Raw genomic sequence first — 13,659 nt, forward strand, 5'->3', positions numbered from 1 at the left:
CCGGTCCGCCACGCGCACCCCTCGTCCGCTCAGGCCTGCGGGGACCGCGTACCGAGCAGCTGGGCCAGCTCCTGGACCAGTTCGCGCACCCGTCCCAGTTCCTCGCCCCCGCCCGCCCCGGGCGGACGGGGCCCGACGTGGGCGTCCACGTCGAACACGGTGTCGGGCCGGGGGTGCCAGGCGGTGAACCACTCGAGCCCGCGCCCGTACTGGTCCCGGGTCACCCCCTGCAGGAGGAGGACCGGCACGCCGACGCCCAGGTCCAGGTGGGTGGCCACGGCCTCGTCCGCGGGTACCGCCTGCAACTGACGCGGGCCGCCCTGCGGCTCCACGCCCCGGGCCCGCATCCAGTCGTGCAGGGAGCCGCCGTCGAGGTCCTCGGCCGACAGGTGCGGGAAGAGCTCCCTGGGCAACCACGTCCGCATGAAGACCAACGGCTCCTCCTCCACCCGCCGGATCCGCTCGAGGCGCCACGTGTCGGTCACCCCGAGCGCGGCGGCGGCAGCGGACGGCGCCTCGTCGACCGCCAGCCCGACGATCTCGGTGCGGAGGTGGTGACCACTGGCCTCGACCTGCTGGCGGAGGCCGCCGGCCTGGTCCGCGCGCCGCCGGTGCTCAGGGCGCGGTGCGACGACGCTGCCGCGGCCGCGCTGACGGACGATCAGTCCGAGGTCGGCGAGGTCGCCCAGCGCCTGCCGGACCACACTCCGCGAGACGCCGTAGCGCGCCTGCAGCGCCTCCTCGGTCGGCAGCGGTGCTCCGGGCGGCAGGGAGTCTCCTGCTGCAGTCGGGTCGCATCGACCTCGACTGGCTGATCACCCACCGCCTGTCCCTCGACGAGGCCGAGGCCGCGGTTGAGCTGCTCACCGGCGACGCGGGGAAGGTGCTGCTCGTCCCGGGCGCGAACCGGCGGTGATCCGGCGGGGTCGGGCCGGCACCCACCGGCCCGACCCCGCTCGCCCCGCACCGAGCCGGCGTCCACACGGCTCGCAGGGCCGTCATGGCGGGGCGGCAGCGCCGTCGCCCCGGCGCGTCGCCGCGGCCCTGTCCCGGAGACGACGGCGCAGACGAACTCGGTGACGCCGTGGCCTCCCGGGCAGCGCCCTCCGCTCGGCCGGCCGCCGCCGTGGACGACCTGGGATGAGAGTCGGCTCCCCCAAGGCTCTAATGGGTCAGCCGGACCAGCGGCGGCACGACCGTGAAGAGGAGCGGAACGAGCAGCGCGGTCGTGACGGCGTTGAGCGCCAGTCCCAGCCCCGCGAAGGCACCGCTGGTCGGATGGACCTGCATCTCGCGAGCCGTCCCGATGCCGTGTGCGACGACCCCGATGGCCAGCCCGCGAGCCCGGTGATCCCGTACGCGGACGAGGTCGAGCACGGCTCCGCCGCAGACCGCGCCGGTGATCCCCGTGAGGATGGTGAACACGGCGGTCAGCGAGGGAGCGCCGCCCAGCAGTTCGGACACGCCCATCGCGACCGGCGCGGTCGCCGACTTCGGGGCGAGTGAGACCAGCGTCTGGTCGGCGGCGCCCAGGGCCGCCGGGATGGCGATCGCGGTGACGATCGCGGTGAGCGAGCCGACGCCGACAGCCGCGAGCAGGGGCAGCGCCAGCCGTCGGAGCTGCGGCAGCTGCCGGTACAGGGGCACCGCCAGGGCGACCGTGGCCGGGCCCAGCAGGAAGTGCACGAACTGCGCGCCCTCGAAGTAGGTCCGGTAGTCGATCCCGGTGACGGCCAGCACGACGCTGGTCATGGTCACGGCCAGCAGCACCGGATTGAGGATGGCTCGGGAGCCGCTGAGCCGGTGCAGCCACGAGCCGGCGACGTAGGAGGCCAACGTCAGCGTCAACCCGACCAGCGGCGTCTCAGCGAGGTAGACCCAGATGCTGTAGAGGTCGCCGGTCATCGATCGGCGGGATTCGGCTCGGGGCTGAGGACGCGCATGACCAGCCCGGTGACGGCGATGGCCAGCACCGCACCGCCGACCACGGATGCACTCACGGCCGGCCATTCGGAGGCCAGCGTGGGCAGGTACTGCACGACGCCGACGCCGGCCGGGACGAACAGCAGCGCCAGGTGGGACAACAGACCGTCCGCGGACTCCTCCAGGCGCGGAGCGGGCCGGCCGCGCACCGTCAGCCCGGCGAACAGCAGCACCAGCCCGAGGATGGGACCGGGCACCGGCAGGCCGGTGACGCGAGCGAGCGCCTCACCCGCCAGTTGACAGGCCAGCACCAGGGTGAAGAAGGGCAACACAGCAGGACCTCCGGGACAGGGGACGGGCGGCCGAGACGGCTGCGCGCCGCCACGGGACAGCAGGCACGCTCGGCTCGTGCATGTCCTACCCGCTCGAGAAGAACCTGCAGAGGAACCCCGACGCGTCCCGGCGAGGCGCGATCGAGGCGGCCGCCGGGATGCCCGGCACACTGCGCCCCGCAACCTGACCGACGAGGAGCTCACCCCCGTACGGTCGAACGCAGCGACCTACGTAGAACCGGCGCGCCGGCACCGAGCCGCGCGAGCTGAAGAGCGGTAAACCATGGGGCAGTGTGAACTAGGCACGACACGCACCCCGAGGCGTGATCGCAGGGGCTCGGATGCAGAGGAGGCCCATCGGTGACGGTCTACGCGCAGGAGTACTTGGAGCTGCTGCCCGACGGCGTCAGCGGGAAGGTGACGGCCGCCTTCCGCGAGGAGGTCGCCGCGGTCGTGAGCCCGGGAAGCCTCATCAGCGAGCCCGCCCAGCTGCACACCTACGAGTGCGACGGGTTGACCGGCTACCGCGTGACCCCGGCGCTCGTCGTGCTCCCGGCGACGACGGAGGAGGTCGCGGCCGTCGTCCGCCTCTGCGCCCGGCACCGGATCCCCTTCGTCGCGCGGGGTGCCGGCACGGGACTGTCCGGCGGGGCGTTGCCCGTGGCCGACGGCATCGTCATCGGCCTGGCCCGCATGCGGAGCATCCTCTCCGTCGACGTCGCGAACCAGCGAGCCGTCGTGCAGCCCGGCGTCACCAACGCCGGCATCTCGGCCGCGGTCGGCGGGCACGACCTCTACTTCGCGCCCGATCCCTCGAGCCAGATCGTGTGCACCATCGGCGGAAACGTGGCGGAGAACTCCGGCGGCGCGCACTGCCTGAAGTACGGCTTCACCACCAACCACGTGCTGGCGCTCACGTTCGTCACCCCCGCCGGCGACGTCGTCACCCTGGGCGGCGATTCCCCCGACCAGGTGGGGCCGGATCTGCGGGCGCTGGTCCTCGGCTCCGAGGGCACGCTCGGGATCGTCACGGAGATCACCGTCCGGCTGCTCCGCCGGCCGGAGGCGGTGCGGACCCTGGTCGCCGACTTCCCCGACGCCGAGCACGCCGGGAACGCGGTCAGCGACATCGTCGCCGCCGGAATCGTCCCGGCCGCCGTGGAGATGCTCGACGAGCTCGCCATCGAGGCCTGCGAGAAGGCCGCGCAGGCCGGCTACACCCTGGGCTGCGCGGCCGCTCTCGTCGTGGAGCTGGACGGGGTCGGCGTCGAGGTGGACGCCGAGTTCGAGCGGGTGCAGGAGATCTGCCGTCGCAACGCCTCCACCCACATCCGGATCGCCGCCGACCCCCTGGAGCGGGCCAGGATCTGGAAGGGGCGCAAGGCCGCCTTCGCGGCCATGGGACGGATCAGTCCGGACTACTTCGTCCAGGACGGCGTCATCCCCCGCACCAGGCTCGGCAGCACGCTGACCCGCATCCGGGAGATGGCCGACGCGGCCGGCCTGCGCGTGGCCAACGTGTTCCACGCCGGGGACGGCAACCTCCACCCCCTGGTCCTCTACAACGCCGCCGTTCCGGGGGAGGCCGAACGGGCCGAGCACCTCGCCACCGCCATCGTCGAACTCTGCGTCGAGCAGGGCGGGTCGATCACCGGTGAGCACGGGGTGGGCAGCGACAAGGCGTGCTCGATGCTGAAGATGTTCGGACCCGAGGACCTCACGGTCATGGCCCGGATCCGCGCGGCCTTCGATCCGCAGGGCATCTGCAACCCCGGCAAGGTCCTTCCCACGCCGAGGCTGTGCGGCGAGCGCCCCGGCCCGTACCGTCCGCACCCGCTGGAGTCCGCGGGCGTCATCGAGCGGTTGTGAGGACGTCGTGACCCTGGCGAACAGCACATCCGTCGCCGTGGAGCGGCCCGAGTCGGTTCCCGAGGCTGCCGACCTGCTGCGCGGCTCCGACGGCCCGCTCCTCTTCCGCGGTGCCGGGACGAAGCAGGCCTGGGCCGGCCGCCCGGCCGAGCCGGCCATGGTCGTCGAGACCGGGCGACTCTCCCGCGTCCTGGCCTACAACCCGGCGGACATGACGGTCGCCGTCGGCGCCGGGATGCCGTTGCGCGACCTGCAGGCCCTGCTCGGCGAGAAGGGGCAGTGGCTGGCGCTGGACCCAGGATCGGAGGTCGCGGGCGCGACGATCGGCGGCCTGCTCGCCACCGGTGACTCCGGACCGCGGCGGCTGAAGTACGGCGCTCTCCGGGACCTGGTCATCGGAGTCACTCTCGTGCTGTCCGACGGCACGGTCGCCCACGGCGGCGGAACGGTCATCAAGAACGTCGCGGGCTACGACCTGCCGAAGCTGCTCTACGGTTCCCTCGGCACCCTGGGACTGATCGCCGAGGTCGTCCTCCGGCTGCACCCGCGCCCCGAGGCGAGCGCTACGGCGACGGTGCCCGCCCCGATCGGGCGGGCCGGGGAGCTCGCCCGGCGACTGCGCGCCTCCGCTCTCGAGCCGGCCGCCGTCGACTGGGGGGACGCCGACGGCGGGCTGCTGGCCGTCCGGTTCGAGGGCACGGCGTCCGGCGTCGACGGCCGGCGGACGGCCGCCCTGGACCTGCTCGGCGACGGCGACGTCCCGGTCGAGTGGCACACCGGCACCGCCGAGGAGGACCTGTGGCGGCGGCTGGCCGAGGGCCACCAGCCGGTCGAGGACACGACCCTTGCCGCCGCCGGCACCTTGCCCAGCTCCACGGCGGACGTCGCCCGGGCGCTGACGGAGACCGGGGACGCCGCCGGCGTCCACACCCGGTTCGCCTCCCGGCCGGCCCTCGGGTTGCACACCGCACGGTTCGCCGGCCCGCCCGATGCGGTGGGCCAGGCGGTCACTGCATGGCGGGAGCGGGTGCTGTCGCTCGGTGGCAGCGTGCTGCTCCGGGACCGGCCCCCGGCGGTCGACGCCGAGGTCGACCCCCTCGGCCCGCCCCCGTCGTCCGTCGGACTGCTGCGTGCCCTGCACCGGCGACTCGACCCCCAAGGTCGCTGTGCCCCGGGCCGGCTCGGCTCGTGGCTCCCGCCCTCGGCCCCCGGAGAGGACCCCGGAACGTCATGACAGACATCAGCCGCGACGAGGACCAGCGCGTGACCGTCGATCCGGTGGCCATCGGCAACGGTGCCGGCGTCTTCGACCTCCACCACCCGCCGTCCGACGAGCTCATCTCCGACTGCGTGCACTGCGGTTTCTGCCTCCCCACCTGCCCGACGTACGCCCTGTGGGGCGAGGAGATGGACTCGCCCCGCGGTCGCATCTACCTCATGAAGCTGGGCAAGGAAGGCAAGGTCGCGCTCGACGACACCTACATGCAGCACTTCGACATGTGCCTGGGCTGCATGGCCTGCGTGACCGCGTGCCCGTCCGGCGTGCAGTACGACAAGCTGATCGAGGCAGTCCGGCCGCAGCTCGAACGGCATCGCCGGCGCTCGCTCCTCGACCGGTTGTTCCGCGGGCTGATCTTCGCGCTGTTCCCGTACCCCAGCCGGCTGCGCGTCGCGGCCGTCCTCGGCGAGCTGTACCGCAGGTCGGGCCTGCGCGCCCTGCTGCACCGCAGCGGGCTGGTGTCCCTGCTGCCCCGACGGCTGCAGGCAGTGGAGGCCCTGATGCCCCCGGCCAGGCTGCGCCGCCTGGCGACGCGCACCCCCGCCGTCACGCCGGCCGTCGGAACCACCCGGCGCCGGGTCGGCTTCCTCACCGGCTGCGTGCAGCGGGTGTTCTTCGCCGACGTCAACCAGGCCACCGTCCGCGTTCTCGCCGCGGAGGGGTGCGAGGTGGTCGCCCCGCCGACCCAGCGCTGCTGCGGCGCGCTCAGCGAGCACGCCGGCCGGGAGCCGGAGGCCCTGGACCGGGCGCGGCGGCTCATCGACGCCTTCGCGGACGTCGACGTGGAGACGATCGTCTCCAACGTCGCCGGCTGCGGATCCACCCTCAAGGAGTACGGACGGCTGTTGCGGGACGACCCGGAGTACGCCGAGCGGGCCGCCGCCTTCTCGGCCAAGGTCCGTGACGTCTCGGAGCTGCTGGCAGAGCTGGGCCCCGTCGCTCCGCGGCACCCGATCGAGGCACGGCTGGCCTACCACGACGCCTGCCACCTCGGGCACGCCCAAGGCGTCCGCAGCCAGCCCCGCGAGGTGCTGCGCACCATCCCCGGGCTCCAGGTGACCGACATCCCGGAGGCGGAGATCTGCTGCGGTTCGGCCGGGATCTACAACCTCGTCCACCCCGAGCCGGCCGAGGAGCTCGGCCGACGGAAGGTCGAGAACGTGCTCTCGGTGAAGCCGGACGCGCTGGCCACGGCCAACCCCGGCTGCCTGCTGCAGATCCGCCGGTACTGGCCGGGCGACCTGCCGATGTTCCACCCGGTCGAGCTGCTGGACGCCTCGATCCGGGGCGTGGACCCGATCGCTGCGGCCACCGCACGCAGCGCTCGGCCCCGGCTCGAAGCCCGGACCGCCGAGCCGGGCAGCTTCTAGCCCCAGCGCAGTCGAGGTCCGGACGGGACGACGGCGATACCGCACAGAGTTCAGACAGTTCAGTCAGGCGACCGAGATCGAGACACCGGTCCCGGAGACAGGGGAGAGACGAACGTGGAGAGCATGACCGACGCGACCGGCACCGGCGGACTGCAGGTCGACCCCGCGCTGCGCGACTTCGTGGCCGACGAGCTGGTCCCCGGCCTGGACCTGACGCCCGAGCAGTTCTGGGCGATCGTCGCCGAGCTCGACGAACGGTTCGCCGGCCGGGTCGAGCAGCTGCTGCGCCGCCGTGACGAGCTCCAGGAGCAGATCGACGCGTGGCACCGGGAGCACGGTGCCGGTGACGTCGAGGCGCTGGAGGCGTTCCTCACCGAGATCGGCTACCTGCTGCCCGTGGACGAGCCGACCATCCGGGTGGAGCGGGTGGACCGGGAGATCGCCGAGGTGCCCGGGCCGCAGCTGGTCGTGCCCGCGACCGTGCCCCGGTACGCCCTGAACGCCGCGAACGCGCGCTGGGGCTCGCTCTACGACGCGCTCTACGGCACCGACGCACTGCCCCTCGACCACGAGCTGGAGCCCGGCTACGACGAGCGCCGCGGTGCGCAGGTCATCGCCGAGGCCGACCGCCTGCTGGACCGCTTCTTCCCGCTGGCCGACGGCAGCCATGCCGACGTGGTCGCCTACCGGGTGCCCTCACCCGGCGAGCTGGCCGTCGAGACGGCGGCGGGGACGACGACCCTGGCCGACCCGGCCCAGTTCGCCGGGCACCGGCCCGGCGACGGGGACGGCGACCACCCGGCCGCGGTCCTGCTGCGCCGGCACGGGCTGCACCTGGAGCTGGCGATCGACCCCTCCACCCGGGTCGGCACCCAGCACCACGCCGGGGTGTCGGACGTGGTGCTCGAGTCCGCGGTGACCACCATCGTGGACCTGGAGGACTCGGTCGCCACCGTGGACGGTCCCGACAAGGTCGGCGCCTACCGGACCTGGCTCGGCCTGCGGACCGGGCAGCTGACCGCCTCCTTCGGCAAGGACGGGCGCACCGTGACGCGCTCGGTCCACGGCGACCGCACCTACGTCGGCAGCGACGGGGCGGAACTGACCCTGCCCGGCCGTTCGCTGCTCCTGGTGCGCAACGTGGGCCACCACATGCGCCTGGACGCGGTCCGCACCGCCGCCGGGAGGCCGATCCTCGAGGAAGTCCTCGACGCCGTCGTCTCCGCGGCCGCCGCGTTGCACGAGCTGCGCGGCAACGGCCGCTACTCCAACACCCGCACCGGCAGCGTCTACATCGTCAAGCCGAAGATGCACGGCCCCGACGAGGTGTCGCTGTCGGTCGAGCTCCTCGCCGCGGTCGAGGAGGCCCTCGGGCTGGAGCCCACGACGCTCAAGATCGGCATCATGGACGAGGAGAAGCGGACCTCGACCAACCTCGAGGCCTGCATCGCCCGCGCGGCCGACCGGGTCATCTTCGTCAACACCGGCTTCCTGGACCGCACCGGCGACGAGATCCACACCGACTTCGAGGCCGGTCCGGTCGTCCGCAAGGACGACCAGCGGACGCAGACCTGGCTCACCACGTACGAGGACCGCAACGTCGACGTGGCGTTGCGCGCGGGGTTCGCCGGACGGGCGCAGATCGGCAAGGGCATGTGGGCCAAGCCCGCGGCGATGCGCGAGATGCTCGACACCAAGGGCGCTCACCCGCGGGCCGGGGCGAACACCGCCTGGGTCCCGTCTCCGACCGCGGCCACCCTGCACGCGCTGCACTACCTCGAGACGGACGTGCTCGCGGTGCAGCAGGACCTCAGGAAGCGACCGCTCGCCGACCGGCGCAACCTCCTCGTCCCGCCGGTCCTCCCGAACGGCGGTGCCGACCTGTCCGACGAGGACAAGCGGCACGAACTGGAGACCAACGCGCAGTCCATCCTGGGGTACGTCGTGCGCTGGGTCGGGCTGGGGATCGGCTGCTCGACCGTGCCCAACCTGGAGGGGGTGGGCCTGATGGAGGACCGTGCGACGCTGCGGATCTCCAGCCAGCAGATCGCGAACTGGCTCCACCACGGGCTCGTCGACGAAGCCCAGGTGCGCGAGACCTTCGCCCGGATGGCCGCGGTGGTCGACGAGCAGAACGCGGGTGAACCGGGCTACCAGCCGATGTGCGCCGACCTCGACCGCAGCCCGTCCTTCCAGGCCGCGCTGGACCTCGTCTTCTCCGGACGGCAGGAGCCGAACGGCTACACCGAGCGGGCGCTCACGCAGTGGCGGCAGCGGGCCAAGGCGACCCACGACGGCGGCGAGGAGCCGCGGACCCGCGAGGCCGTCCTCGCGGACCAGGCACCGAGCCCGACCCCTTGAGCCGAATCCACCGCACGGACGCCCACGCCGCAGACCAGCTCGACCGGGAGGAACCCGTCTTGGCCATCGACCTGCAGACCGCCCGCGCCATCATCGAGGCCGCGCGAGCCGCGGCTCGCGAGAAGGGCTTCAAACCGCTGACCGTCGTGGTGCTCGACGCCGGTGCTGACGTGGTGGCGGCCGAGCGTGAGGACGGGTCCTCCAACAAGCGGTTCGAGATCGCGTTCGGCAAGGCCCACGGGGCGCTCGCGCTCGGCATGGGCTCCCGGGCCCTCATGGCGCGGGCCGAGCAGCAGCCCTACTTCATCGCCGCCGCGACGACGGCCGTGGGAGCCCTGATCCCGGTCCCGGGTGGCGTGCTCGTCCGTGACGGGGCCGGCACGCTGCTCGGCGCCGTCGGCGTCTCGGGGGACACCTCCGACAACGACGAGGCCGCGGCCGTGACCGGCATCGAGGCGGCCGGACTGCAGGCGCAACCCGCCTGAGACATCCCCGGTCCGCTGGTCGCGCCCGTCACCACCGGGAGCGGGGAGCGAGGGGTGTGGCGTGCGGCAGCCGGTCGACGCGCTCAGGTGAGGCGTGGCGCCGCGCTGCGGGCGAACGACGGCTGAGGTCGCGCGGATGGGGGCGCGGATGGGGGCGCGGATGGGGGCATGGTCGGCCCATGCACTTCGGGCTCTCCCTCCCCTGCTTCGGCGACGGCGTCGACGCGGCGGCCGTCGCCGAAGCCGGTCCACCACGAGGGCCGCTTCTTCCGGACGGCGAAACCGGACTGGTCGGCCGTGTACTACCCGCCGCCGCTCCAGTGCCCGCGCATCCCGGTGTGGGTCGGCGGCACCTGGCCGGGCAGCCGCCCCTTCACGCGCGCGGCGCGCTGGGACGGCGTCGTCCCGATGCGCCTCGACGGGCCATGGGAGGTCACCGACACCGCCGCGGTCGCGGAGCGCATGAGCACGCTCCGGACGAGTGCGGCCCCCTTCGACCTCGCCGTCCCCGGTGAGAGCGACGGCGAGGACGACGCCAGGCACGAACGGCACGCCGAGCACGCCCGTGCCGGCGCCACCTGGTGGGTGGAGGCCGTCCACCCGTGGCGGGACGACCTGCCGGCCGGTCTGCCGTGGCCCTCGGCGGCGCGCGACCGCATCGATGCCGGCCCCTGACCGGTCACCGGGCACCCGGCGCGCCTCGGTCACCGATCCGCACGGGACGCGGAACGAGAGGCGTCCGCCGAGTCACCGGGTGGCTGCCGCCACGTGCCACACCGGAGACCGGTGGACGACGGCGGTACGCAGGCCGTGCTCGGCCAGCACCTCCAGCATCGCGGCCGGCGGGTGCGCGAACGTGCGGAACTCGCGACCGGACAGCCGGAGCAGCAGGTTCTGCGTGGCGACGACCGTCCGGGACACCACGTTGCGCGGTGGATGGCTGAACACGAGCTGACGGCGAGTGTGGTCGGCAGCGACCCCGAGCAGGGCCGACGGTTCGGGGTAGCAGCAGACGACCCGGTGCAGGATCACGATGTCGGCCGCAGGCACCGCGGCCGGATCGGTGGCGATGTCCACCAGGCGGCGATGCACCCGGCCCGCGAGGCCGGCCTCCTCGATCAGCGCTGCCGCCTCGGCCTCGTATGCCGGCGAGAGCTCGAGGTTGGTCGCCGAGGCGGCGCCGCGCTTCAGGAGCTCGAGCTGGATCTCGCCGACCCCGCCACCGATCTCCAGCACCGTCGCCCCCTGCACGCCGGTCCGGGTGAGCACGTCGACCATCCGGCGGGCGGTCCGGTCCAGGCCGCGCTTGCGGTAGCGGGCCGCCGTCCGGCGGGCGAACCGGTCGTCGAAGACGCGGTCGCAGCCTCGGGGGTCGCAGCAACCGGCCATGGCGCCACTGTGCCACCGGGGCGGCGCCCGGCGAGCACCCCCGGCGGTGCTCGCCCTGTCCGGCTCGGCGACCGGGAGCGCGGGCCTCACTGAGCGTCATGACGGGTCGGCGCACGACGACCGACGCGCCGCGCTCCTCCGGCCGGCCGGGGAGACCGGCGCGTGACCGGCGTCCGGACCGTGGACGCGCCGCACGGCACCGGGCAAGGCTTACAGCCGCGATCGTTCCGGGGCGCGGGGGTTCTCTATGGGTGAGCACAGCAGGCCGCGCCGCCGCGGCCGCTCGGTGCCCTTCCTCTCCGCCTGCTGCAGCGTGCTGACGGTCGCCGCCGTCGTGGCCGCCGTGCAGCCGACACCCGGGGAGCCCCGCCGGCAGCCGGATGTGCCGGCGACACTGTCCGACGACTGGGTCTGGTCCGCCGTCGACGAGTCGCCACCGACCGGCGGACCGCTCGAGATTCCCACGATCGGTGTCGTCGTCGACGACTACGAGGCACGCTACGACGCGCTCGCCGCGGCCCGCGCGGCCGACGCCGCGTCGTCCGACCCGGTGCCGCTGAGCGCCGGCCCGCCGGCGGAGGAGCCGGACCAGCCTGCGGCGGAGAAGCTGGACGCCTCCTCCGCCGACCCCTCGGAGCGGTCGGGGCCGTCCGGGCCGTCCGAGCCGTCGGAGCCGGTGCCGCCGGCCGACGCCGGCCCGACTTCCGCAGACCCGACGGCACCACCGGCCGATCCGCCGGGTGCAGCGCCCGAGGCGCCCCGGACACCGGCCGATGGGCGGGCCCGAGACGACGGCCCGCGGCCGACCGTCGCCGCCACCCCGTCCAGCGCTCCCCCACCCGCGGCCTCGCAGGCACCCCCGCCGGAGAAGCCACCCGCCGAGAAGCCACCCGCCGAGAAGCCACCGGCGGAGGAGCCGGCCGCGGAGCCGCCCCCGACGCAACAGGCACCGACGGAACCGCCCCCTGCGGAGCCGCCACCGACGGACCCGCCACCGACGGACCCGCCGCCGGCAGAGCAGCCGCCCACCGCGGAGCCCCCACCGGCCACCGATCCGCCGCAGGACCGGTACCTCGTCCTCGGCGAGACGTACGAGAAGCGCGACGCCGCGGGCCGGGTCGTGTTCTCCATCGCTCTCGACCGCGTCGCCGCCGACCCGTCCTGCTCCGGGACCGCCGTGCCGCCCCCCGGGCACGGCCACCTCGTCGCCCTGCACGTGCGGGTCCTCGTCGCTCCGGCCCCCGCCGCCGGCGGCGCCACCCCGGCCGTCACGGCTGGCGACTTCCGCTACCTGGGGGCCGACGGCAGCAGCGTGCCGGACGTGGCCACGCCAGCTGCGGCGGCGTGCCTCACGGAGGCCGAGCGCTGGCCGAACGGCGGTCCGGGCCCGGAGACGCCCGCGACCGGGACGGTCGTCCTGGACGTGCCCGCCACGACCGGCACGATCGTCTACCGGCCGGCTGCCTGGCCGACGGGCCTCCGCTGGCGGTTCTGAGCGACGACCCGGCCGGCAGCCCTCCCACGATCGCGCCGCCGTGACGCGGCGGTGACGCCACCGTGACGGCGCGCCCGCGAGGCTCCACCGGGACCGCATCGGACCGGTGCGACGGCAAGGGGGGACCGATGACGTACACCGCGACCGAGCAGGCACCTCCCACGGCGGAGGTACCGCCGCAGCTGTTCCGGCACTGGGTCCACTCCCGCGAGGAGGACCAGGGGGACGTCGAGGTCTACCGCCCCGACCACCTCGACTTCGACGACGCCGACGTCGTCACCCCGGAGAGCTTCCCGCCCCAGTACGTGCTGCGGGTCTCGGGCACCAAGCCCTACGCCTCCATGGACGTGCGGCTCGTCCCGCTCGTCCACGTCCGGCAGCCGGAGTACTGGGGCATCGAGGTAGTCGGGTCCCTGCACGGCCTTGGCCTCCCCGTGGTCAAGCCCTACGAGGTCAGCCTGGCGGTCACCACCTTCCTCGGCACCGCGGGCATCGAGGTCATCGGTGCCACCCGCCAGGAGCGACTCGACATCGAGCAACCAGGAGAGCGGCTGTGACCACCACCCTGCCCACCCGGACGACGGCCGCCTGGGAGCTGGCGCAGCGGAGCAGCATCCGGGCCTTCCGCGCCGGGCGCTACGTCCTGATCGTCGCCGAGGGCCACCTGCCCACGCCCGGTTACGAGCTGGACATCCAGCAGAGCCCGCTGCGGATCTTCCCGCAGCAGTACAACCTGGTCCGCCGCGAGCTCCCGGGGATCTGGCCGGACGTCCTCATGCCCTACCGCTACCCCGAGGTGGTCGTGTTCCCCGCCGACCGGCCGGCGGTGACCGTGCACCACGCGGACGGGCAGGACGAGGTGCACATCGAGGAGTGCGGCGAGAGCCTCGCTCCCTTCGCCGCGGCGGTCGCCGACGCGGACGGCGAGGCGGGGTCGCCGGCGCCCGAGGCCACCGGGATGTCACCGCGCCTGAGCTTCGACGAGGCGTTCGCCGACGCGCTGTCGAAGCTCCCGCAACCCGCCGAGACGCACCCCGACCGCATGACCACCGTGGACGTGATCCACATCGGCGGGCTGTTCGGCGGTGTCGCGGGCTTCCACCACCTCGTCGTCCGGATCCGGGGCACGTCGGACTGAGCGGGCGGGCATGCGAGG

14 protein-coding genes are annotated in these 13,659 nt (G+C 74.1%); 10 read left to right on the forward strand and 4 right to left on the reverse strand.

Annotated elements, in window-relative coordinates; genetic code table 11:
• Positions 1-29: 29 nt before the first annotated feature.
• Positions 30-770, reverse strand: a complete 741-nt coding sequence (locus ACFSHS_RS17870) for a GntR family transcriptional regulator (protein ID WP_376879220.1) — start codon at positions 768-770, stop codon at positions 30-32.
• On the opposite strand from ACFSHS_RS17870, the gene ACFSHS_RS17875 reads away from it, so the two are divergent.
• On the forward strand, positions 755-916 hold the full coding sequence (locus ACFSHS_RS17875) for a hypothetical protein (RefSeq protein ID WP_376878964.1): 162 nt from the start codon (positions 755-757) through the stop codon (positions 914-916). The two genes, ACFSHS_RS17870 and ACFSHS_RS17875, sit on opposite strands and share 16 nt — an antisense overlap.
• Before the next feature lie 248 nt (positions 917-1,164).
• Here ACFSHS_RS17875 and ACFSHS_RS17880 read toward each other — a convergent pair whose 3' ends face one another.
• Together ACFSHS_RS17880 and ACFSHS_RS17885 are read right to left on the reverse strand one after the other, a co-directional pair.
• A complete protein-coding gene (locus ACFSHS_RS17880; protein ID WP_376878966.1) occupies positions 1,165-1,905 on the reverse strand; it encodes an LrgB family protein in 741 nt (246 codons plus the stop codon).
• Positions 1,902-2,255: a CidA/LrgA family protein gene (locus ACFSHS_RS17885; protein ID WP_376878968.1), complete on the reverse strand. Its 354-nt coding sequence runs from the start codon at positions 2,253-2,255 to the stop codon at positions 1,902-1,904. The genes ACFSHS_RS17880 and ACFSHS_RS17885 overlap by 4 nt, the downstream gene beginning before the upstream one ends.
• Positions 2,256-2,615: 360 nt before the next feature.
• Here ACFSHS_RS17885 and ACFSHS_RS17890 point away from each other — a divergent pair, with 360 nt between their 5' ends.
• From ACFSHS_RS17890 to ACFSHS_RS17915, 6 genes are all read left to right on the forward strand, one after another.
• Entirely contained in the window at positions 2,616-4,124 is a 1,509-nt protein-coding gene (locus ACFSHS_RS17890; protein ID WP_376878970.1) for an FAD-linked oxidase C-terminal domain-containing protein, read from the forward strand.
• Positions 4,125-4,131: 7 nt separating this feature from the next.
• Positions 4,132-5,358: an FAD-binding oxidoreductase gene (locus ACFSHS_RS17895; RefSeq protein ID WP_376878973.1), complete on the forward strand. Its 1,227-nt coding sequence runs from the start codon at positions 4,132-4,134 to the stop codon at positions 5,356-5,358.
• Positions 5,355-6,773, forward strand: coding sequence for a (Fe-S)-binding protein (locus ACFSHS_RS17900; protein WP_376878975.1), 1,419 nt, complete (start codon positions 5,355-5,357; stop codon positions 6,771-6,773). The genes ACFSHS_RS17895 and ACFSHS_RS17900 overlap by 4 nt, the downstream gene beginning before the upstream one ends.
• A 123-nt stretch (positions 6,774-6,896) precedes the next feature.
• The gene (locus ACFSHS_RS17905; protein WP_376878978.1) at positions 6,897-9,134 is read left to right on the forward strand and encodes a malate synthase G; all 2,238 of its coding nucleotides are present in this window, start codon (positions 6,897-6,899) and stop codon (positions 9,132-9,134) included.
• Positions 9,135-9,193: 59 nt separating this feature from the next.
• Positions 9,194-9,619, forward strand: coding sequence for a GlcG/HbpS family heme-binding protein (locus ACFSHS_RS17910; RefSeq protein WP_376878980.1), 426 nt, complete (start codon positions 9,194-9,196; stop codon positions 9,617-9,619).
• Between the two features lie 297 nt (positions 9,620-9,916).
• The gene (locus tag ACFSHS_RS17915) at positions 9,917-10,294 is read left to right on the forward strand and encodes an LLM class oxidoreductase (RefSeq protein WP_376878982.1); all 378 of its coding nucleotides are present in this window, start codon (positions 9,917-9,919) and stop codon (positions 10,292-10,294) included.
• A 72-nt stretch (positions 10,295-10,366) separates the two neighbouring features.
• On the opposite strand, the gene ACFSHS_RS17920 is transcribed toward ACFSHS_RS17915, so the two are convergent.
• A complete protein-coding gene (locus tag ACFSHS_RS17920) occupies positions 10,367-11,008 on the reverse strand; it encodes a methyltransferase domain-containing protein (RefSeq protein ID WP_376878985.1) in 642 nt (213 codons plus the stop codon).
• 247 nt (positions 11,009-11,255) lie between these two features.
• Between ACFSHS_RS17920 and ACFSHS_RS17925 the strand changes: the two genes are divergently transcribed.
• The 3 genes from ACFSHS_RS17925 to ACFSHS_RS17935 all read left to right on the forward strand — a co-directional run bounded on the left by ACFSHS_RS17925 (position 11,256) and on the right by ACFSHS_RS17935 (position 13,641).
• Entirely contained in the window at positions 11,256-12,503 is a 1,248-nt protein-coding gene (locus ACFSHS_RS17925; protein ID WP_376878987.1) for a hypothetical protein, read from the forward strand.
• A 128-nt stretch (positions 12,504-12,631) separates the two neighbouring features.
• Positions 12,632-13,060 carry a hypothetical protein gene (locus ACFSHS_RS17930; RefSeq protein WP_376878989.1) on the forward strand — a complete coding sequence of 143 codons (429 nt, stop codon included), beginning with the start codon at positions 12,632-12,634 and terminating at the stop codon, positions 13,058-13,060.
• Positions 13,057-13,641, forward strand: coding sequence for a hypothetical protein (locus tag ACFSHS_RS17935; RefSeq protein ID WP_376878991.1), 585 nt, complete (start codon positions 13,057-13,059; stop codon positions 13,639-13,641). Before ACFSHS_RS17930 ends, ACFSHS_RS17935 begins: the two co-directional genes overlap by 4 nt.
• The last annotated feature ends 18 nt before the right edge of the window (positions 13,642-13,659 follow it).

This window comes from Blastococcus deserti, assembly GCF_042682525.1.
Taxonomy (GTDB): Bacteria; Actinomycetota; Actinomycetes; order Mycobacteriales; family Geodermatophilaceae; genus Blastococcus_B; species Blastococcus_B deserti.